This is a genomic window from Streptomyces sp. NPDC042100, from assembly GCF_055582325.1.
In genome coordinates this window covers 1-20,753 of record NZ_JBVJDK010000026.1, presented here as the reverse complement: position 1 = coordinate 20,753, position 20,753 = coordinate 1, and the positions used below count along the sequence as shown (strand labels likewise).

15 protein-coding genes are annotated in these 20,753 nt (G+C 71.4%); 12 read left to right on the top strand and 3 right to left on the bottom strand.

Features of this window, described 5'->3' with window-relative positions:
• Positions 1 to 11 precede the first annotated feature (11 nt).
• The 9 genes from ACZ6J5_RS34910 (at position 12) to ACZ6J5_RS34870 (ending at position 8,983) form a co-directional block, all read left to right on the top strand.
• Positions 12 to 311 carry a hypothetical protein gene (locus tag ACZ6J5_RS34910; RefSeq protein ID WP_469397964.1) on the top strand — a complete coding sequence of 100 codons (300 nt, stop codon included), beginning with the start codon at positions 12 to 14 and terminating at the stop codon, positions 309 to 311.
• Between the two features lie 85 nt (positions 312 to 396).
• Positions 397 to 1,620 carry an alginate lyase family protein gene (locus tag ACZ6J5_RS34905; RefSeq protein ID WP_469397963.1) on the top strand — a complete coding sequence of 408 codons (1,224 nt, stop codon included), beginning with the start codon at positions 397 to 399 and terminating at the stop codon, positions 1,618 to 1,620.
• A gap of 10 nt (positions 1,621 to 1,630) precedes the next feature.
• On the top strand, positions 1,631 to 2,038 hold the full coding sequence (locus tag ACZ6J5_RS34900) for a PPOX class F420-dependent oxidoreductase (RefSeq protein ID WP_469397962.1): 408 nt from the start codon (positions 1,631 to 1,633) through the stop codon (positions 2,036 to 2,038).
• Between the two features lie 87 nt (positions 2,039 to 2,125).
• Positions 2,126 to 3,538, top strand: coding sequence for a UL36 very large tegument protein (locus ACZ6J5_RS34895; RefSeq protein ID WP_469397961.1), 1,413 nt, complete (start codon positions 2,126 to 2,128; stop codon positions 3,536 to 3,538).
• 96 nt (positions 3,539 to 3,634) lie between these two features.
• On the top strand, positions 3,635 to 4,156 hold the full coding sequence (locus tag ACZ6J5_RS34890) for a DUF6584 family protein (RefSeq protein ID WP_469397960.1): 522 nt from the start codon (positions 3,635 to 3,637) through the stop codon (positions 4,154 to 4,156).
• A gap of 231 nt (positions 4,157 to 4,387) precedes the next feature.
• A complete protein-coding gene (locus ACZ6J5_RS34885) occupies positions 4,388 to 5,230 on the top strand; it encodes a nitrilase-related carbon-nitrogen hydrolase (protein ID WP_469397959.1) in 843 nt (280 codons plus the stop codon).
• Complete coding sequence (locus tag ACZ6J5_RS34880) at positions 5,227 to 6,507, top strand: aspartate aminotransferase family protein (RefSeq protein WP_469397958.1); 1,281 nt, start codon at positions 5,227 to 5,229, stop codon at positions 6,505 to 6,507. The genes ACZ6J5_RS34885 and ACZ6J5_RS34880 overlap by 4 nt, the downstream gene beginning before the upstream one ends.
• A 47-nt stretch (positions 6,508 to 6,554) precedes the next feature.
• On the top strand, positions 6,555 to 7,958 hold the full coding sequence (hydA, locus tag ACZ6J5_RS34875; protein WP_469397957.1) for a dihydropyrimidinase: 1,404 nt from the start codon (positions 6,555 to 6,557) through the stop codon (positions 7,956 to 7,958).
• Between the two features lie 11 nt (positions 7,959 to 7,969).
• Complete coding sequence (locus ACZ6J5_RS34870; RefSeq protein WP_469397956.1) at positions 7,970 to 8,983, top strand: TIGR03842 family LLM class F420-dependent oxidoreductase; 1,014 nt, start codon at positions 7,970 to 7,972, stop codon at positions 8,981 to 8,983.
• A 94-nt stretch (positions 8,984 to 9,077) separates the two neighbouring features.
• Here ACZ6J5_RS34870 and ACZ6J5_RS34865 read toward each other — a convergent pair whose 3' ends face one another.
• The 3 genes from ACZ6J5_RS34865 to ACZ6J5_RS34855 are packed head-to-tail and all read right to left on the bottom strand — an operon-like array spanning position 9,078 to position 12,449.
• Positions 9,078 to 10,352: a cation:proton antiporter gene (locus ACZ6J5_RS34865; protein ID WP_469397955.1), complete on the bottom strand. Its 1,275-nt coding sequence runs from the start codon at positions 10,350 to 10,352 to the stop codon at positions 9,078 to 9,080.
• A complete protein-coding gene (locus tag ACZ6J5_RS34860; RefSeq protein WP_469397954.1) occupies positions 10,349 to 10,588 on the bottom strand; it encodes an acyl carrier protein in 240 nt (79 codons plus the stop codon). Before ACZ6J5_RS34860 ends, ACZ6J5_RS34865 begins: the two co-directional genes overlap by 4 nt.
• 10 nt (positions 10,589 to 10,598) lie before the next feature.
• A complete protein-coding gene (locus tag ACZ6J5_RS34855; RefSeq protein ID WP_469397953.1) occupies positions 10,599 to 12,449 on the bottom strand; it encodes an HAD-IIIC family phosphatase in 1,851 nt (616 codons plus the stop codon).
• A gap of 430 nt (positions 12,450 to 12,879) precedes the next feature.
• Here ACZ6J5_RS34855 and ACZ6J5_RS34850 point away from each other — a divergent pair, with 430 nt between their 5' ends.
• The 3 genes from ACZ6J5_RS34850 to ACZ6J5_RS34840 form a co-directional block, all read left to right on the top strand.
• A complete protein-coding gene (locus ACZ6J5_RS34850; RefSeq protein WP_469397952.1) occupies positions 12,880 to 14,835 on the top strand; it encodes a B12-binding domain-containing radical SAM protein in 1,956 nt (651 codons plus the stop codon).
• A gap of 49 nt (positions 14,836 to 14,884) precedes the next feature.
• Positions 14,885 to 15,703 carry a Rossmann-like domain-containing protein gene (locus ACZ6J5_RS34845; RefSeq protein WP_469397951.1) on the top strand — a complete coding sequence of 273 codons (819 nt, stop codon included), beginning with the start codon at positions 14,885 to 14,887 and terminating at the stop codon, positions 15,701 to 15,703.
• 152 nt (positions 15,704 to 15,855) lie between these two features.
• Positions 15,856 to 20,753 (top strand): amino acid adenylation domain-containing protein (locus tag ACZ6J5_RS34840; RefSeq protein WP_469397950.1); only part of this gene is annotated, 4,898 nt, incomplete at its 3' end.

Sequence of the window (20,753 nt, the reverse complement as noted above, 5' to 3'; positions counted from 1 at the left end):
AAGGCCGTGTCATGCGCATGTTGCTGAAGATCCAGATGGACACCCCGGCCTCCAACGAGGCCATCAGGCGGGGGACCCTCCAGGAGACGATGGAGAAGGCCCTCGACCGACTGCGCCCCGAGGCCGCCTACTTCACCGTCGAGGACGGCTGCCGGACGGCCTATCTCTTCTTCGACCTGGCCGACCCGTCCGAGCTGCCGGTGATCTCCGAGCCCTTCTTCATGGGACTCGACGCCAGGATCCACTACTCACCGGTCATGACCCCGGACGGCCTCCGCAAGGGGCTGAGCGCGATCCAGGACGCCGGCTGACCCGCCCCGGCCCCCGCCGGGCGGGGCGCTCCCCGGTGGCCTAGCAGCGGATGCGGGACCCGGGCCCCCGGGCCACCGTGGACGCGTGAACCCTCGTCAGACGCGTCTCGCCCTCGCCGCCGCCGGCTGCGCCGCGCTGCTGCTCGCCGCGGCCGGCTGCGGCTCGGGCCCCGAAGCCCCCAAGGCCGCCGCGCCGCCCGCCGGCACCGCGCCCGAGCACTTCCGGCACCCCGGCGTACTGGTCGGCGGCGCTCAGCTCGCGGCCGTCCGCGCGCACGTCGCCGCCGGGCGGGAGCCCTGGAAGTCCGCGTACGAGGAGATGGGCGCGAGCAAGTACGCCGCCCCCGACTACACCCCGCACCCCGCGAAGGTCGTCGCCTGCGCCTCCAACGCGGGCACCGACGCCTGCGTCGCCGAGCGCGAGGACGCCATCGCCGCCTACACCCAGGCCCTCATGTGGTCCGTCTCCGGCGACACCGGGTACGCCGACAAGGCCGTCGAGATCATGGACGCCTGGTCGAAGACGGTGAAGGAGCACACCCGCGACGACGCCGACCTCCAGACCGCCTGGTCCGGCTCCTCCTGGGCCCGCGCCGCCGAGATCGTGCACGCCGGCTACCCCGCCTGGAAGGCCCCCGAGGTCCAGCGCTTCAAGTGGATGCTGCGCAAGGCCTACCTCCCCGAGGTCACCGCGAAGGTCCCCGACTACAACGGGAACTGGGAGCTGGCGATGACCGACGCCGCCATCGGCATGGCCGTCTTCCTGGAGGACCGCACGGTCTACGAGGACGCCGTCCGCCGCTACCGCGCCCGCGTCCCCGCCTACTTCTACCTCGCCTCCGACGGCGCGCTGCCCAAGCGCCCGCCCGGCGGCACCATCGACACCGCCGACGAGCTCGCCACCTACTGGTTCGGCCAGCGCACCTACCGGGACGGCGTCGGCCAGGAGACCTGCCGCAACTTCATGCACATCGGCTACTCCCTCGCCGCCACCGCCCACATCGCCGAGACCGCCTGGCACCAGGGCCTCGACCTCTACCGCGAGGAGGCCGACCGGCTCACCGCCGCCCTGGAGTTCCACTCCCGCTACCAGCTCGGCGAGGCCGCTCCCCGCTGGCTGTGCGGGGGCAAGGTCACGCGCACCATGGGCCCGGACGTCGAGGTCGCGCTGAACCACCTCCAGGGCCGGATGCGCCTGAAGCTCCCGCAGACCGCGAGGCTCGCCCGGAGCCAGCGCCCCGGCGGCACCGACGACCTGTTCGTCGCCTGGGAGACCCTCACCCACGCGGGCAACCCGACCCCTGCGTAGGCTCCCGGGCATGACGCCCGACACCCCCCGCATCCCCGGCGAGCTGCGCCACGGCCGCTACGTCAGCCTCACCACCTTCCGCGCGAACGGCACCGGGGTCGCCACCCCCGTCTGGTACGCGGTCGACGGCGACGAGCTGTACGCCTGGACCCGCACCGACTCCTGGAAGGTCAAGCGGCTGCGCCGCGACCCCCGCGTCGTCGCCGCCGTCTGCGACGTGCGCGGCAACGTCGCCGACGGGGCCGAACGGGTGGAAGGCACCGCCCGGCTGGTGACGGGGGAGGAGCTGCGCCGGGTGCGCCGGCTGCTCTCCCGCAAGTACACCTGGCAGTTCTGGGCCGTCGACTGGCCCGCCACCCTCGCCCGCCTCGGCAAGCGCCCGCACACCGGGATCGTCGTGAGCTTCCCGGGCTCCTGAGCGAAAACTCCGCGTAGCGGTCCCGTAACACGACTGCGGTCCAATGCCCCCACTGCCCGCAATGCCCGCGGACCGAAAGGCAGTGGTATGACGGTGCGTCAACTTCCGGTGGAGCTGGTCACGTTCGCCGGCTGGCTGAGCGAGCTCGCCGGGCGCCTGCGACCCGGCGGGGGCTGGTACGGGGTCTTCGCCGCCCGCGACCCGGAAGGGCTGCGCGCCTGCTTCGACGGTACGGAGCTCCCGCCCTGGGACGTCGTCGAGTCCCTGCTCCAAGACCTCGGCGAACCCCCCGGCGCGCCCCGCGCGGTACGGGGCCGGGCCCTGCACCGCGCGGCGGCGGCCGCCCACGACCGGGTGCCGGGCGCCGTGGCGGCGCTCACCGCCCGCCGGGAGCTGAGGGAGCGCGAGGCCCACCGCGCCGAGACCCGGGTCCGCGAGCTCGCCGCGAGCCCCGGGCCCGAGCTGGCCTGGGCCCGCGACGACCTGAGCCGCGCCCGGGCCCGCGTCGCGGAACTGACCGCCCGGCTGGCCCGCGTGACACCGCCGGGCGCCGGTGCTGGGCTGGGTCCGGGGCCGGGTCTGGTGGCCGGTGTCGGTCCGGTGTCCGGTCCTGGCCTGGCGTCCGGTCCGGGCCTGGCGTCCGGTCCCGGGGCGGCACCCGGTCCCGGCCTGGTGTCCGGTGCAGGTCCGGTGTCCGCGCCCGGCCTGGCGTCCGCGCCCGGTCCGGCGTCCGCGCCCGGTCCGGCGTCCGCGCCCGGCCTGGCGTCCGCGCCCGTCTCCGGGAAGCGCCGCCCGCGCGGCGCGCGCTACGCGTGGCTGGACGGCGAGGTGGGGAGCGGCGAGGACGGCGGGGTCCCGGCGGCGGTGCCGGGCGAGCCCGCGCTGCCGGTCGGCGGGGCGCTCCCGCGCGGCGCGCGCTTCGGTGGCGCCGCCGTCGCCCCGGAGCCCGCGCGGGCCCGCCCGGCCGACCCCGGGCAGGGCGCCCGCGCCGCCGCCAACGCCGTCTACGCCCTGCGGCGGCTGCGCGCCCAGGGCCGCGGCGGCGACGCCCACGGACTGCTCTGCGAGGCGCTCGCCGGCCCGCCCGGCTGGCTGCCCGTGCTGGCCGACGAACTCCACCGGGCCGGTCTCGCCGCCGACTGGGCCACCCTGTTGTGGGAGGCCGCCTCGCTGCCCCCGGCCCGGCTGGCCGCCGTCGCGGGCGCCCTCGCCGACGCGGGCCGCCCGTACGACTGCGAGCAGTTGCTCCGGCAGGGCGTCGCCCGGCCCGTCGAGGAGCTGGCGGGCGCCTGCGCGGCCCTGTGCGCCGAGGGGCACGAGCCGGAGGCGCGGGCGCTGCTCGCCGCCTTCCTGCGGGTCCGCGCCCCCGAGGACGCGGCCCGGCTCGCCGCGCTCGACCCGTCCGTCCTCATCCCGTGCCTGCTCGCCGCCGCCGCCGCGGTCCCGTCGTCCCGCGCCCGGGACCTGCGGCACGCGCTCCGCGTCGCCGGGCTGGCCTGAGGCGGCCGGCCGGGGCGTTGGCCTGAGGTGGCCGGTCAAGGCTCTGGCCTGCGAAAACAGTTCGATCGACGGCTCCGCGTACCGGAGAATGCCGGCATGTCCACGCACGAGACCCTCGCCCTCATAGACGCCGACCTCGCCGCCGGCCGCGTCCCCATGGCGCGCCAGCGCCTGCGCGGGCTGGTCGGCTCCTTCCCCGCGGACCTGGAGCTGCGCCGCAGGCTGGCCGAGGTCTACCGGCTGTACGGCGAGCCCGCCGAGGCCGGCCGCTGGGCGTATCTGGAGGAGCGGCGGGACCCGGCGGAGACCGCCGCCTTCGAGGCGCGCTTCCATGCCCCGGGGCACCGGATGAAGGCCCTGGCCTGGCGCGGGTCCGAGGACGCCGCCGGGACGCCCGTCGCGCGGGCGCGGCTCGCCGAGGTGCGGGAGGAGTGCTCCCGGGCCCTGGGGCGGCGGGTCGACTGGGACACGCCGCCGGACGAGCTGCTGGAGCCGGAGTCCGCGCCCGTCGAACGCGGGACGACGCCCGGGGACGTCGCGTCCGGCGTCGGCTGCGTGCTCGCGGTGCTCGCGGTGCTCGCGCTCTGGGTGAACGGGATCGTGGCGCTCTTCGACTGAGGCCGGGCGCCCGCGCGGCACGAGGCCGGGCGCTCGCACAAGGGCGCGAACACGCGTAAACGGACGTGTCGGTACGTGTCCGACGTGGACCACTCGGGTATGAAACATGATCGACTCCGCCGGTTCACGGCAGTGGTCTTGCTCCGGGCTGTGACGGGGCTTACGTTCTCCTCCTACGCACCGCGTCTACGTGCGTAGAGGCTCTCTGACGCCGTGCCGAAGGAGCAGCTCATGACCGACGTCGTACGCGCCGCGCTCGTCCAGGCGACCTGGACCGGCGACACCGAATCCATGATCGCCAAGCATGAGGAGCACGCCCGCGAGGCGGCCCGGCAGGGCGCCAAGGTCATCGGATTCCAGGAGGTGTTCAACGCCCCGTACTTCTGCCAGGTGCAGGAACCGGAACACTACCGCTGGGCCGAGCCGGTGCCCGACGGGCCGACCGTGAACCGGATGCGGGAGCTCGCCCGGGAGACCGGGATGGTGATCGTCGTCCCCGTCTTCGAGGTCGAGGGCGCCGGGTTCTACTACAACACCGCCGCCGTCATCGACGCCGACGGCAGCTACCTCGGCAAGTACCGCAAGCACCACATCCCGCAGGTCAGGGGCTTCTGGGAGAAGTACTACTTCCGTCCCGGCAACGCGGGGTGGCCGGTCTTCGACACCGCCGTCGGCAAGGTCGGCGTCTACATCTGCTACGACCGCCACTTCCCCGAGGGCTGGCGCCAACTCGGCCTCAACGGAGCCCAGTTGGTGTACAACCCGTCGGCCACCTCGCGGGGCCTCTCCGGCTACCTCTGGCAGCTCGAACAGCCCGCCGCCGCCGTCGCCAACGAGTACTTCGTCGCCGCCATCAACCGGGTCGGCCAGGAGGAGTACGGCGACAACGACTTCTACGGCACCAGCTACTTCGTCGACCCGCGCGGGCAGTTCGTCGGCGAGGTCGCCTCCGACAAGGCCGAGGAACTCGTCGTCCGCGACCTCGACTTCGGCCTCATCGAGGAGGTCCGGCAGCAGTGGGCCTTCTACCGGGACCGCCGCCCCGACGCGTACGAGGGGCTGGTGCGCCCGTGAGCAGCCTGTACGACCGCCACCGCGCCGTCATCCCCGACTGGGTCGCCCTCTACTACCAGGACCCCCTGGAGATCACCCACGGCGAGGGCCGCCACGTCTGGGACGCCGAAGGCAACCGCTACCTCGACTTCTTCGGCGGCATCCTCACCACGATGACCGCCCACGCGCTGCCCGAGGTCACCAAGGCCGTCGCCGAGCAGGCCGGACGGATCATCCACTCCTCCACCCTCTACCTCAACCGCCCCATGGTGGAGCTCGCCGAGCGGATCGCCGCGCTCTCCGGCATCCCCGACGCCCGCGTCTTCTTCACCACCTCCGGCACCGAGGCCAACGACACCGCCCTGCTCCTCGCCACCGCGTACCGGCGCTCGAACCAGATCCTGGCGATGCGCAACAGCTACCACGGGCGCTCCTTCTCCACCGTCGGCATCACCGGCAACCGCGTCTGGTCGCCCACCGGCCTCTCGCCGCTCCAGACCCTGTACGTGCACGGCGGCGTCCGCCACCGAGGCCCCTACGCCGAGCTCACCGACGAGCGGTTCACCGACGCCTGCGTCGCCGACCTCGAAGACCTCCTCGGCCACACCCGCGACGTCGCCGCCCTCATCGCCGAACCCATCCAGGGCGTCGGCGGCTTCACCTCCCCGCCCGACGGCCTCTACGCCGCCTTCCGGCGCGTCCTCGACCGGCACGGCATCCTCTGGATCTCCGACGAGGTGCAGACCGGCTGGGGCCGCACCGGAGAGCACTTCTGGGGCTGGCAGGCGCACGGCGAGGCCGGGCCGCCCGACATCCTCACCTTCGCCAAGGGCATCGGCAACGGCATGTCCATCGGCGGCGTCGTCGCCCGCGCCGAGGTCATGAACTGCCTCGACGCCTCCTCCATCTCCACCTTCGGCGGCTCCCCCGTCACCATGGCCGCCGGCCTCGCCAACCTCGCGTACCTCCTCGAACACGACCTCCAGGGCAACGCCCGCCGCGTCGGCGGGCTGCTCATCGAACGGCTGCGGGCCGCCGCCGCGGCGGCCCCGTACGTGCGCGAGGTCCGGGGCCGCGGCCTGATGATCGGCATCGAGCTCACCGAGCCCGGCACCGACCGCGCCGCCCGAGACGCAGCCGGAGCCGTCCTGGAGGCCGCCCGCGCCGGCGGCCTGCTCATCGGCAAGGGCGGCGGCCACGACACCAGCGCGCTGCGCGTCGCGCCCCCGCTCTCGCTCACCGTCGCCGAGGCCGAGGAGGGCGCCACCGTCCTCGAACGAGCCCTCCGCTCCCTCTAGGGCCTGTCCCACCAGGCCGTCCCGTCCCGCCAGCAGGGGAGAAGTCCGTGAGCACCCGCACTCTCATCCGGGGCGGTCTGGTGATCACCGCCGCCGACGAGCTCCACGCCGACGTGCTGATCGAGGACGGCCGGATCGCCGCCCTCGCCACCCACGGCTCCGACACCGCCGCCGGCTGGACCGCCGGACGGATCATCGACGCCACCGACCGCTACGTCATCCCGGGCGGCGTCGACGCCCACACCCACATGGAGCTCCCCTTCGGCGGCACCGCGGCGTCGGACACCTTCGAGACCGGCACCCGCGCCGCCGCCTGGGGCGGCACCACCACCATCGTCGACTTCGCCGTCCAGAGCGTCGGACGCTCCCTGCGCGAAGGGCTCGACACCTGGTACGCCAAGGCCGACGGCGTCTGCGCCGTCGACTACGCCTTCCACATGATCCTGTCCGACGTCGACGAACGCTCCCTGAAGGAGATGGACCGGCTCGTCCAGGAGGGCATCACCTCCTTCAAGCTCTTCATGGCCTACCCCGGCGTCTTCTACAGCGACGACGGCAAGATCCTGCGCGCCATGCAGCGGGCCGCCGGCAACGGCGGGCTGATCATGATGCACGCGGAGAACGGCATCGCCATCGACGTCCTCGTCGAGCAGGCCCTGGCCCGAGGCGAGACCGACCCCCGCCACCACGGCGAGGTCCGCAAGGCCCTCCTCGAGGCGGAGGCCACCCACCGGGCGATCCAGCTCGCCCGGGTCGCGGGCTCCCCGCTCTACGTGGTCCACGTGTCGGCGGAGGAGGCCGTCGCCGAGCTGGCGGCGGCCCGCGACAAGGGCCTCCCGGTCTTCGGCGAGACCTGTCCGCAGTACCTCTTCCTCTCCACGGACAACCTGGCGGAGCCGGACTTCGAGGGCGCCAAGTACGTCTGCTCGACCCCGCTGCGCCCCCGGGAGCACCAGGCCGCGCTCTGGCGGGGCCTGCGCACCGACGACCTCCAGGTGGTCTCCACCGACCACTGCCCCTTCTGCTTCAAGGGCCAGAAGGAGCTCGGCCGGGGCGACTTCTCGAAGATCCCCAACGGGCTGCCGGGCGTCGAGAACCGCATGGACCTGCTCCACCAGGCGGTGGTGGACGGGCACATCACCCGCCGCCGCTGGATCGACATCGCCTGCGCCGCCCCGGCCCGGATGTTCGGCCTGTACCCGCAGAAGGGCACGATCGCGCCCGGCGCCGACGCGGACGTCGTCGTCTACGACCCGGGCGCCACCCAGACCCTCTCCGCGGCGACCCACCACATGAACGTGGACTACTCGGCGTACGAGGGGAGGACGGTCACCGGCCGCGTGGAGACCGTCCTCTCGCGCGGCGAACCCGTCATCGAGCGGAACACCTACGTCGGCCGCGCCGGGCACGGCTGCTTCATCCCCCGTTCCACCTGTCAGTACCTGAACTAGGAGAGCAGACCTTGGACTTCGGACTCGTCCTGCAGACCGACCCGCCCGCCTCGCAGGTCGTCGGCCTGATGCGCCGGGCGGAGCGCCACGGCTTCCGCTACGGGTGGACCTTCGACTCCGCCGTGCTCTGGCAGGAACCCTTCGTCATCTACAGCCAGATCCTGGAGCACACCACCAAGCTCCGGGTGGGCCCCATGGTCACCAACCCCGGCACCCGCACCTGGGAGGTGACGGCCTCCACCTTCGCCACCCTCAACGACATGTTCGGCAACCGCACGGTGTGCGGGATCGGGCGTGGCGACTCGGCGATGCGGGTCGCGGGCCGCCGCCCCAACACCCTGGCCCGCCTGGGGGAGGCCATCGACGTCATCCGCGACCTGGCGGAGGGCCGCGAGGCCCTGGTCGACGGCAGCCCGGTCCGGATCCCGTGGATCAAGGAGGGGCGGCTGCCGGTGTGGATGGCCGCGTACGGGCCGAAGGCCCTCGCCCTCGCCGGGCAGAAGGCCGACGGCTTCATCCTCCAGCTCGCCGACCCCTTCCTCACCGAGTGGATGGTGAAGGCGGTCCGGCAGGCCGCCGCCGACGCGGGCCGCGACCCCGGCTCCGTGACGATCTGCGTCGCCGCCCCCGCGTACGTCACCGCCGACGCCTCGCCCGAGGCCCTCGCCCACGCCCGTGACCAGTGCCGCTGGTTCGGCGGCATGGTCGGCAACCACGTCGCCGACCTGGTCGCCAAGTACGGCGAGCACTCCGGCATGGTCCCGGAGGAGCTCACCGCGTACATCAAGGACCGGCAGGGCTACGACTACTCCCACCACGGGCGCGCCGACAACCCCGACACGACCTTCGTCCCCGACGAGATCGTCGACCGCTTCTGTCTCCTCGGTCCCGCCGAGGCCCACGTCCGCAAGCTGCGGCGGCTGAAGGAGCTCGGCGTCGACCAGTTCGCCGTGTACGCCATGCACGACGACCGCGAGGGCACCATCGACGGGTACGGCGCGGAGGTCGTCCCCGCCTTCCGCTGACAGGAGGCCGGTGACGGGCGCGTGGTGACCGGATGACGGCTGTCCCGTCGTCGACGCGTGGCGGAACCCCGCCGTCATCCGCTCACGACAGGGCTCAGGGTGTCGTCAGTCCGACTCGATCACCCGGCTTCTTGGCCGGTGTGTCCGCCGCCGTGGGCTGTTCGGGCAGGATGCGGGTCAGCAGAGGGCCGGTGAGAGCGGTGGTCGTGACCGCCATCACGACCATCATCGAGTACAACTTGGCGTCGAGCAGGCCGAGTTCCAGGCCGACCCCGAGGACGACGAGTTCGGTGAGACCACGGGTGTTCAGGAGCGCCCCCATCGCGGCCGCGTTCCGGTTGTCGAGGCCGCCGAGGCGGGCGCCGCCGTAGGCGCCGAGGAACTTGCCGGCGATGGCCACGACCAGAATCGCGGCCAGCACGCCGAAGTCGGAGACGTTCAACTGGGAGAGGTCCACCTTCAGGCCCGACATGACGAAGTAGACGGGCAGCAGCAGGACGCCGCACAGCGGCTCCACGCGCTCCAGCACACCGCTCCGCAGCCGGCCCCCGGTTCCCTGCGGCATGACGGCGCCGAAGAAGAAGGCGCCGAAGATGTAGTGCAGCCCGAACCATTCGGTGGCCGCCGCCGAGAGCAGCAGTCCGCCGAGCGTGAGGGCCAGGAAGTGGGGGCTCACGCCGACCCTGCCCGGCCCCTGGGCGGACTTCAGCCGGGCGGCCCAGGACAGCAGCGGCCGTACGCCGGCGATCATGAGGGCCGCGTAGGGAAGGACCAGGAGCAGTCGCCAGTCCAGCTGATCGCCGGTGGCGAGGGCGACCACGAAGGCCAGCAGCGTCCAGGCCGCCACGTCCGTGATCGCCGCACAGGCGAGGGCCGTGGTGCCGATCCGGGTGTGTGCCAGCTTGCGGTCGGCGATGATCCGGGCCAGCACGGGGAAGGCCGTCACGGCCATGGACACGGCGAAGAAGAGGACGAAGCCGACGGGCTCCCGCGTGTGCTGGGACGGGATCAGGAGCAGGGCCAGTCCGGTCCCGAGGGCGAGCGGCAGCAGGGTGGAGCCGAGTGTCGTGGCAAGGGTGACGCGGCCGCCCCCCTTCAGGATCCCGAGGTCCAGCTCCATGCCGACGACGAACATGAACAGGGCGATGCCCACCACGGACAGGGCGCTGAGCAGGGGACGGACGTCGGAGGGGAAGACGGCGAGCGAGAGGTGGTCGCCGAACAGGGTGGGTCCGAGCAGGATCCCCGCGAGGATCTCACCGATCACGGCGGGCTGGCCGATTCTGCGGGCGAGGGAGCCCATGAACCGGGCCAGTCCCACGATCAGCGCCAGCGCCAGGAAGAGATGGATGGTCTGCTCCGCTGTCATCGCGTGTTCTCCGTCGCGACGACGCGCTGGTAGATGCCCTCAAGCGACTGTTCGGTGAGCAGCCGGCTCACCGGGAGGCGGTGGCCCAGTTCACGCTCCAGCGCCGTCGTCAGGCGCAGCACCTGGAGGGATTCCCAGTGCACCAGTTGATCGAAGTCGTCGTCCAACGCGGTCTCGGAGAGCGGGAGTTCAAGCTCGTCACGGACGATCGAAAGAAAGGTCTCGCGGCTGATCACGGCAGATTTCCTAGCGGTCGGTGGTGAGCGACACATGCTCAGGGGTGTCGGGTATCGCGTCGAGAGAGTGGTGGTAGTCCGTGGATCCGTCCCGGGTGGAGCGGGGGGTGAATCCCATGGAGGGATAGAAGTCCGCGAAGCGCCGGTTGCGGGCGGTCTCCCGGTACGTCCCCGTGACGCCGGCGAGTCCGGCGGCGCGGGCGCGGTCGAGCAGGGAGGCCATCGCCGTCTGTTCGATGCCCCTGTCGAAGACGCGGCAGCTCAACAGCATGTTCTCGACCTGGAGGGAGTCGCCTGACTTCCGGGCGAAGACGGCGCCGATCAGTCCGTTGTCCCCGAATCGGTCGGACGACCGGATGGAGAGCGTCATCGCATCCGGATCCTCCGACGCGGCACGGACCTCGGCCGTACCCAGTCGTTTGCCGGTCAGGTTGAACTGGTTTGTACGAAGGGTCAGTTGAGAGAGGCGGTCGAACTCGTAGGGTTCGGCCCGGGCGACCGAGACGGTGACGTCGAGCTGCCGCAGGTAGTCGCCGTCGGACGGCGACTCCCGGCGGAGTTCCGCGCGCGCGGCCAGGGCGCGATAGGAAGCGGCGCGCGTCCGGTCCTCCTCGGTCAGCCGCAGCGTGGTGAACCAGGGGTCCGCGAGCAGGCGGTCCGCGTGGAGGGCGGGTTCGTCGTCGAGGCCGATGACCGCCACCTGGGGCAGAGCAGCCGTCACCCGGGAGCGCTCGGCGGGGGAGTCGTCGGCGAAGACGAAGCTGGACAGGTCGAGGTCGAGGTGCGCGGCGATGTCGCGCAGATTGGCGTCCTTCGGATTCCAGTTCGCGTTGATCCGTACGAAGTCCCGCTCGCGCAGCAGCATGTCGGGGTGATCGCGCAGCACGTCGAGCACGGCGTCCTGCTCGTTCTTGCTCGACACGGCGAGCAGCACCCCTTGTGCGGCGATCTGGGCGACGAGCTGCTGGAAGGCCCCGAACGCCTCGCCTCGCAAGGTCGCGGCGGCGGCGATTCCGTCGGGGCCGTCGTCGCCCAGCACGCCGTCCCACAGGGTGTTGTCCAGGTCCAGGACCAGGACCTTCTTCGTCCGCCCGCGAAGGGCACGGAAGAGATGGCCGACCTCCCGGGCGTACTGGGCGAGCAGCTCGTCACCCAGCCGGATCTTCGCGTAGAGGGCGAGCCGGGGATCGTTCAGGGGGCCGCACGTCGCCACCAGCGGGTCCGTGTCGACGACCAGAACGCGCTCCGACCGGCGACTGAGCCTGAGTAGCCGGATGTTCATCTCCCGCCACAGCAGGCTGAGTTCGGTCCGCGAGGCGTGGTCGACGAGTCGGCGGCTCACCGAGAGGGGGAGCGGGATCGTATTGAGTACGAGATACCCGGAGCCCGCGTCGAGGAAGTGCCCGACCGCCTCCTCCAGTTCGGCGGCCGTCTCGGAAAGGGCTCGTTCGGCATCCGGCACGCCCCACGGTCCGGCGAGACGGTCGAGGACCACCTGGGCGTCGAGCAGACAGAGGACACCGTCCACGGGTGTGGTGTAGACCATGCTCCGTGGGTTCATCAGATCGCTCCGGTAGGCACCGAAGTCCCCCAGCCGGCAACGGAGGAGCATGCCGTGGCGTGCCACTTCGGCGGTGAGCGGGGCGACGAGGCCACCGAGGTGGGGGGCGCCCGTCACGGCCAGGGAGAGGACGTCCGTCCCGGAGTGGTGACGGAGGACCTCGTCGGCGTCCACTCGCTTGAGAAGCGTCCCGGCGCGCGCCAGGTCGGCCGGGCCTCCCGTCGATGCCAGCTCGGCCAACAGCCCTGGTACAGAGTCGAACTGCTCCGCGAGCACGCCGTCGTTGGCGAGCGCTCGCATCCGGTCGAGGGGGGTGGGACGAGAACTAGTGGTCACCTGCGCGGAGTTGTCATGGTCCTCTGGACGCACTACCAATAGCTCCTCGTGAAGTGGCAGCAACTGACGGGGAGTTGTGATCGTAGCCGGTCATCTTGTGGCTGGATGATTCCGAAGCGTCGGCTATCGGCCATGTAAGATCCAAAAGACCGCCCTACGACCGGTGGACTTCCGGGGCGCGGAGAGTACCTCCAGCAGCGAAGGGGGCGTTGAGGAGGCAGCCCGGTCGGTTGCGTACCCGAGACCAGCGGAGCACTCTCCTGCCCGGACCCTGACTCCGAGCGTGGACGACGCAGGCACGTTCCTGCCCATCGCCTGGTGGGCGCACTTCACCACGGCATGTTCCTCCCCATCCCTCATCGAGACGTGCCGTGGGCCAACCGGAAGGAAGAAGATGCTCTCGCGGAAGATAGCCGTCCACTCCTGCTTCGCGGAACAGACGATCGATGACACGTCACGGCCCGCACACGAACGCGTCCTCGCGGACCTGCGGGCGGACCGGGCCCGGGGACTGGCCGCGCGAAGCGGCGAGGGGGACGCCGGACGGATCTCCTGGGAGCGGCGCCGGTATCCCGTACTGGCGGCTCTCGCACCGGTGATGACCTCGGTCGAGGGGGAGATCACCTACCCCGGCGACCCCATGTGCCTGTACGCCGCGCTGTGCGTCACCGTGGACAACGCGCTGCGCTCGGCGCGGCACGGCGTCGGCGAGGCGTCACCGTTCGCCGACCTCTGCCCCGACTGGGGGAAGCCCGTCAGCAAGGCGCAGCGTCTCTCCGCCGAGCACGGTCTGCGCCCGTGGGACGCCGACGACAGCACGCCCGACCACACGGTCTTCGACCCCAGGGTCTGGGACGACCAGTCGCGCGCCGACCTGAGGGCCGAGCTGCGGCGGCGCCGGCCCCGGGTCTTCCTCATCGGCACGGTGTCGCCCGCCCACCGCTACGCCCTCGAAATGGCCGCCATCGCCAAGGAGGTCGTACCGGACTGCCTGGTGGTGTTCGGCGGCCGGCACATCGACGAGACGATGCGGTACCTTCCGGCCAAGCGGACGCTCGCGCTGGAGTACAGCAGCACGCTGCGGGCGATGGACGACGGGCGGGTCGGGCCCGTCGTGGACTTCCTGGTCGCGGGCGAAGGCTACTACGCCCTGGACATCCTGATGCGTGCCATCTCCCTGGCCATGGACCTCGGCCGGACCCGGGCGTCCGTGCCGGACGTGGTCGGCATGCTGGACCTGCTGGGCGCCGCCGGTGAGCGAATACCGGGCTCGTCCCTGATCTGCGCGGTCCAGCCGGAGTCGGTCGACGCGTTCCCGGTCCGCGGCCCGAAGTTCGATCTCTCCGACCTGCCCTCCCCGTACCAGGGGTTCGCGGTCCGCTCGCGCTTCCCGGTGTTCCCCCTCGGCGACGGCAGTCCGGCGCGCACGGCTCACATGATGGTGTCCAACGCGTGCCCCTACCACTGTGACTTCTGCTCGGAGTCCGCGGTCATGGCGGGCGGACTCAAGCGGTTCGGCGGCTCGCCCGCCGAATCCGCGCTCGAACGCGTCTGTGAGTACGTCAGCTACGGGGCGGAGGCCGTCTTCTTCGACGACTCCATCTTCTGGAGCGGCACCTTCCCGTCGATCCGTGCCTTCTGTACCGCGCTGATCGAGGCCCGTCGCGCCGCCGGCCCGCACGAGCTGCCGGAGCGATGTCGCAGGTGGATCGTCGACGAGGGGGACTGGCAGCGCCTTCGGAACCTTCAGTTCGGCTGCCAGGTCACGGCGGACCTGCTGACCACGCTGCACAAGGAGGACGAGGTCCGTGAGCTCCTCGGCCTGATGCGCGAGGCCGGCTGCACCTACCTCTACATGGGCATCGAGAGCATGTCCGCCGAGGTCATGCAGCACGTGCACAAGAACGTCAGACGCATCCAGGACTTCCCGTGGAAGGCCAAGGTGCGCATCGCCCTGGAGCGGATCCGCGACGCCGGCATTCCCGTCGGCAGCTCGGTGCTGTTCGGCCTGGAGGGGGAGACGGACGAGACCATCGAGGAGACGGTGGACGAGGTGGGGAACCTCATCGACGACAGCCTGCTCATGCTGGCGAGCCCCAACATCCTGACGTACCACCCGGGCACTCCGATCACCAGGGCGCACGGAATGACGGAGAAGCTCGACTACCACTCCCCGGACGTGGAGAACCACCCGCCCTACACCTTCTTCGAAGAGGCCTTCCCGGGCGTGGTGTCGCTGCGGCTCACCGAGGAGCAGGTCTGGTACATCCACGAGGCCACGGCGAAGCGCTGGGGCGCGATCAGGAATTCCGCCGAGCCGGACTCACGGCCGTCCGCGGCCATGGTGTGACGGCGAACCGTATCCGCTTGTGTACACAGCCTTGAAGGAGTGGAACAGCATGGAAAAGATCCTGGACACGCTGCGCTCGATCGTCGTGGAGCGGAGCGCCGGACTCCCGGACGAGGACTTCCGCCTGCGCAGTCTGTGGGGTGTGGACTACCGGTCCCAGCCGACGGAGTACGAACGGTTCATGGTCTACAGCTTCGTCATGGCCCAGACGGTCCGGCAGGGCTGTTGTTACGCCGACTTCGGGACCGTGGGCATCGGGGCGTCGCACGACGCGCTCATCGGCCGGGACGCGCGGGAGGTGCGGGGAACCACCGTCGCGGAGGACATCGCGATTCTCGACGCCGCGTTCGGCGCGTTGCCGCGTGACCCCTTCGCCTCGATGACCATCGACGGCGCGCCGGAGGTCAAGGCCATGAAGCGGGCCGAGATCGTGGTCGGCGAGGCGATGGAGCAGCTGCGCCGCGTCGGGGGCCGGAAGGTCGCGCAGGTCGGCGTGATGGGCAATCTCATTCATCTGCTCCAGGAGCAGCACGTGTCCGTCACCGCGAGCGACTTCGACACGGAGCTGATCGAGCGCGGTGTGCTCGGTGTGCCCGTCGTGTCGGGTGACGAGAGCGCGCGCATCGTCGCCGAGAGCGACGTGGCGCTCGTGTGCGGAGAGACGCTCGCCAGCGAGACGCTGGAAGAGCTGGTGCTGACGGCCCATCAAAACAACACCAGACTCGTGGTGTTCGCTGTCTCGGGCTGCCACTTCGCGGAGGAGTACTGCCGCACGATCGGAATCGATTCGGTCATCGCCGAACCGCAGCCCCAATACCTGTTCCAGGGGCCCTCGTTGCTGGAGGTGCACCGTCGCGACCGCACGTAAGGGGTTGTGTGAGCAGCGAATTGACGCTCCATCACCTTCGTGATTGTTGATCATCTGTAAGTTCGATGCTGATACGATCGCGCCGCATCCCGACTGCTTGCCCGCCCAGTATGTTCGTTTCGCGTGACTGATTTCGTACTAGGAGTCAACGGATGACCACCCCGCGCACAGTCGCCAAGAGCTCGCAGGGCGATGGCCGGATGAACCTCGGCGAACTGTTCGAGGAGCAGGCGCGTCGTAGCCCCTCCGCCATCGCGGTGGCGTGCGGTGACGAGCGGCTGACCTACGCGGAACTCGACTCCCGTGCGAATCGTCTGGCGCGGCTGCTGGTGGAGCGCGGTGCGGGACCGGGCGGGTTCGTCGCGCTCGCCATGGGGCGGTCCGTCGGCACGGTCACCGCGATGGTGGCCGTGGTCAAGTCCGGTGCGGCGTACGTGCCCATCGACCCGGAGTACCCCGCGGACCGGATCCGGCTCATTGTGGACGACGCGGCTCCGGTCTGTGTTCTCACGGACCGGAGCGTCGCGTCCACCCTGCCCGCGTTCGGCGTGCCGGCCGTCGTCGTGGACGACGCGGACACGACGGCCCGGCTCGCGCTGCTCGGGCCGGAGCCGCTGGACGCCGGGGAGCGGCCGGGTGAACGGGGCGGGGCCGACGCCGCCTACGTGATCTACACATCGGGTTCGACCGGTGTGCCGAAGGGCGTCGTCACCGCGCACGCCAACGTGGCGCGTCTCTTCGCCTCGGAGCGGCACTGGCTGGAATGCGGTCCGTCGGACGTGTGGGCGTGGTTCCACTCCTACGCCTTCGACTTCTCCGTATGGGAGATCTGGGGACCGTTCCTGACAGGGGGACAGGTCGTCGTCGTCCCGAGGAGCGTGACCCGTTCCCCCGGCGAACTGCTGGAGCTGCTCGACCGGGAGCGGGTCACGGTCCTGAGCCAGACTCCCTCGGCCTTCGACGAGCTGCTGGCGGCCGGGGCGGAGAGCGACGTCTGGGGCCGGCTCGCGTTGCGGCGCGTGGTCTTCGGCGGTGAGGCGCTGTCGGCCCGTGCGGTGACGGAGCTCAAGGCGGTGCTGCCGGACTGCCGCGCCGTCAACATCTACGGTCCGACCGAGACGACCGTGCACGCCACGACCTGCTACGTCGACCCGGACGGAAACGTTCCTTCGATCGGCCGGCCCGTCGACGGATCGCGGGTCTTCGTCCTCGACGCCTCGCTGCGGCCGGTGCTGCCCGGAGTCGTCGGCGAGCTGTACGTGGCCGGCTCAGGGCTGGGCCGGGGCTACCTGGCCCGGCCCGGACTGACGGCGTCCAGGTTCGTGGCCAATCCGTTCGGCAAGCCGGGCGAACGCATGTACCGGACCGGTGACCTGGTCCGCTGGCGCATGGACCGCCAGCTCGACTTCATGGGCCGGGCCGACGGGCAGGTGAAGCTGCGCGGCTTCCGCATCGAGCTCGGCGAGATCGAGGCGGCGCTGGCCGCGCACCCGGCGGTGGCCCGCGCCGCCGTCATCGTGCGCGAGGACCGTCCGGGGGACAGGCGGCTCGTGGCCTACGTGATCCCGGAGGCCGGGGAGGAGCAGGCGGAGCGGGGCTACGTCTTCGCCCGGCTCCTCAGGGGCTACCTGCAGGAGCAGCTCCCGGACCACATGGTCCCCGCCGCGTACACGGTGATGGACGCGTTCCCGCTGAACGCGAACGGGAAGCTCGACCGCGGCGCGCTGCCCGAGCCCGACGCCGGGGTCCTCCCGATGGGCCGGCGGCCGCGCAACCCGCAGGAGGAGATCCTGTGCGATCTCTTCGCCGAGGTGCTCGGCCTGCCGTCGGTGGGGGTGGACGAGAGCTTCTTCGACCTCGGCGGCCACTCGCTGATGGCCACCCGCCTGATCAACCGGATCCGCGCCACCCTGGGCGCGGAGCTGACCATCCGGATGCTGTTCCAGGCCCCGACCGTGGAGGGTCTGTCGCGCAAGGTCGACGGCACGGCGGCCGTCCGTCCGCCGGTCAAGCCGGTCGAGCGGCCCGAGCTGGTGCCGCTCTCGTTCGCGCAGCGCCGCCTGTGGTTCCTCCAGAAGCTGGAGGATTCGCCGGCCTACAACATTCCCCTCGCCCTGCGCCTGACGGGTCTCCTGGACCAGGAGGCCCTGCGCGCGGCGCTGGGTGACGTGATGGCCCGGCACGAGAGCCTGCGCACGGTCTTCCACGAAGTGGACGGCGTGCCGGTGCAGTCGGTCGCCAAGGAGGCCGAGGTCGACTTCTCGGTGGTGCCGGTGGGGGAGGGGGATCTGCGTGCGGTGTTGGCGGGTGCGGCGCGGCGCGGGTTCGATCTGGAGCGTGAGCTGCCGCTGCGCGCGGACGTGTTCGTGCTGGGTCCCGAGGATCATGTCGTTTTGCTGACGTTGCATCACATCGCGGGTGATGGGTGGTCGTTGGGGCCGTTGACGCGGGATCTGGCGCGGGCGTATGAGGCGCGGTGCCGGGGTGAGGTGGCGGTGTGGGAGCCGTTGCCGGTGCAGTACGCGGATTACACGTTGTGGCAGCGTGAGCTGTTGGGTGACGAGGCGGATGAGGGGAGTCTGCTGAGTGCTCAGATCGCTTATTGGCGTGGGGCGTTGGGGGGTCTTCCGGAGCAGTTGACTCTGCCGTGGGACCGGCCGCGTCCGGCGGTGGCGTCGTCGCGTGGTGGTGTGAGTCCGTTCGTGTTCGGTGCGGAGGTGCATCGGGGTGTGGTGCGGCTGGCGCGTGAGTGTGGTGTCAGTGTGTTCATGGTGTTGCAGGCGTCGTTGGCGGCTCTGCTGACGCGTCTGGGTGCGGGGACGGACATTCCGCTGGGGACGCCGGTGGCCGGTCGGACCGACGAGGCGTTGGACGAGCTGGTCGGGTTCTTCGTCAACACGTTGGTGCTGCGGACGGACACCTCGGGTGATCCGACGTTCCGGGAGCTCCTGGCGCGGGTGCGTGAGGTGGACCTGGCGGCGTACGCGCATCAGGATCTGCCGTTCGAGCATCTGGTGGAGGTGCTCAACCCGCAGCGGTCGCTCGCGCACCACCCGCTCTTCCAGGTCTCCCTCGCCCTCCAGAACACCCCTCAGGGCACGTTCGAGCTGTCGGGTCTCCAGGTGGCTCCCGAGGCGACCTCCACCGGCACCGCACGGTTCGACCTGTTCGTCAGCCTCTGGGAGCGGCGCGCGCTGGACGGCGGCGCCGAGGGCCTCGACGGCGTGGTCGAGTTCGCGACGGACCTGTTCGACCGGTCGTCGGTGGAATCCCTGGTCACGCGGTGGAGCCGGCTCCTGGAGGAGCTGGTGGCCGCCCCCGACCGCCGCGTCGGCGGCGCGGAGATCCTGTCGGCCGAGGAGCGCACCTCGCTGCTGGAGGGCGTCAACGACGGTGGCGAGCTCGCCGCGTGGGTGCCGCTGGCGCGGTCGGTGGAAGAGCGGGTGGCGCGTGACCCGCGGGCCGTCGCCGTGGTCTCGGGCGAGCTCTCGCTCTCGTACGAGGAGCTGAACGCGCGGGCGAACCGGCTGGCCCGCGTCCTGCTCGCCCACGGTGCGGGCCCCGATTCCGTGGTGGCGCTGGCTCTGCCCCGCTCCATCGACCTCGTCGTCGGTTTCGTCGCCGCGCTGAAGGCGGGCGCGGCGTACCTGCCCATCGACGTGGAGCTTCCGGCCGAGCGGATCGCCTTCATGCTGGCCGACGCCGCACCCGCCGCCGTGGTGACGAAGGCCGCGTGGACCGGCGTGCTGCCGGACACCACCACACCGGTCGTCCTCGACGATCCGGCGCTGCTGGCCGAGCTGGCGGCGTGCGCCGACTCCGATGTCAGCGACATCGAACGCGGCGTGGAACTGACTCCCGATCACGCGCTGTTCGTCCTCTACACCTCCGGCACCACGGGCACGCCCAAGGGCGTGACGATGCGGGCCGGCGTCTACGCGAGCATGCTCGTCTGGCACCAGTCCGTCGTCGGCGGTGGCGTCGGGCGCCGCGTAGCCCAGTTCACCGCGCTGACCTTCGACGTCTCCGTACAGGAGATGCTCTCGTCGCTCGTCGCCGGAAAGGAGCTGTGGCTTCCCTCCGAGGACGTGCGCCGCAGCGGTGAACTGCTGGCCCGCTGGCTGGACGAGAACTCCATCGCCGAACTGCACGCGCCGACCCTCGTCATCGAAGCGGTCTGCGAGGCGGCCAACGAGCACGGCCTGGCCATGCCCGGTCTGGCGCTGATGTCCCAGGCGGGCGAGGCGCTGAAGCTGAGCAGGAACATCCGGCGCTTCTTCACGGAGCACCCGGGGGTGGAGCTGCACAACGTCTACGGCCCCACCGAGACCTATGCCATCACGGCGGAGGTGCTCACCCGCGAGGTCGAGGAGTGGGAGGCGTCCGCCCCGATCGGTCTGCCCATTCCCGGGCAGCGGGTCTACGTGCTCGACGACCGGCTCGCGCCCGTGCCCGCCGGCGTGAGCGGTGAGCTGTACGTGGCGGGCCGGGGTGCGGCGCGTGGCTACGTGAACCGCTCCGGCCTGACCGCCGAGCGGTTCGTCGCCGATCCGTACGGTCCCGCCGGGGCGCGGATGTACCGGACCGGCGACCTGGTGCGCTGGCGCGGTGACGGCACGCTCGACTACCTCGGCCGGATCGACCACCAGGTCAAGATCCGGGGCTACCGGATCGAGCCGAGCGAGGTGGAGGCCGCGCTGACGGCCTGCCCGGGCGTGGACCAGGCCGTCGTGATCACCGACACGGACAACGGCCCCGCCCGGCTCCTGGCGTACGTGACCGTGGCGGAAGGCGCGGGCCTCACCCCGGGGACGCTCAGGGAGTTCGTCGCGGGCCGCCTTCCGGACTACATGGTTCCGTCGGCGATCACCGTGCTCGACGCACTGCCTCTGACACAGAACAAGAAGGTGGACCGGCGGGCTCTGCCCAAGCCGCAGCTCACGGCCGCCGGCCGGCGCCGGGCGCGCGGTCCGCGGGAGGAGATCCTGTGCGAGCTGTTCGCGGAGGTGCTGGGGGTCTCCTCGGTCGGTGTGGATGACGATTTCTTCGA

What these genes read in the sequence shown, in the direction of transcription:
- ACZ6J5_RS34900 (WP_469397962.1), top strand. Translation starts at nt 1,631, where the DNA reads ATGACGCCCGACACCCCCCGCATCCCCGGCGAGCTGCGCCACGGCCGC.
- ACZ6J5_RS34895 (WP_469397961.1), top strand. Translation starts at nt 2,126, where the DNA reads ATGACGGTGCGTCAACTTCCGGTGGAGCTGGTCACGTTCGCCGGCTGG.
- ACZ6J5_RS34845 (WP_469397951.1), top strand. Translation starts at nt 14,885, where the DNA reads ATGGAAAAGATCCTGGACACGCTGCGCTCGATCGTCGTGGAGCGGAGC.
- ACZ6J5_RS34850 (WP_469397952.1), top strand. Translation starts at nt 12,880, where the DNA reads ATGCTCTCGCGGAAGATAGCCGTCCACTCCTGCTTCGCGGAACAGACG.
- ACZ6J5_RS34885 (WP_469397959.1), top strand. Translation starts at nt 4,388, where the DNA reads ATGACCGACGTCGTACGCGCCGCGCTCGTCCAGGCGACCTGGACCGGC.
- ACZ6J5_RS34890 (WP_469397960.1), top strand. Translation starts at nt 3,635, where the DNA reads ATGTCCACGCACGAGACCCTCGCCCTCATAGACGCCGACCTCGCCGCC.
- ACZ6J5_RS34910 (WP_469397964.1), top strand. Translation starts at nt 12, where the DNA reads ATGCGCATGTTGCTGAAGATCCAGATGGACACCCCGGCCTCCAACGAG.
- ACZ6J5_RS34855 (WP_469397953.1), bottom strand. Translation starts at nt 12,449, where the DNA reads ATGCGAGCGCTCGCCAACGACGGCGTGCTCGCGGAGCAGTTCGACTCT.
- ACZ6J5_RS34865 (WP_469397955.1), bottom strand. Translation starts at nt 10,352, where the DNA reads ATGACAGCGGAGCAGACCATCCATCTCTTCCTGGCGCTGGCGCTGATC.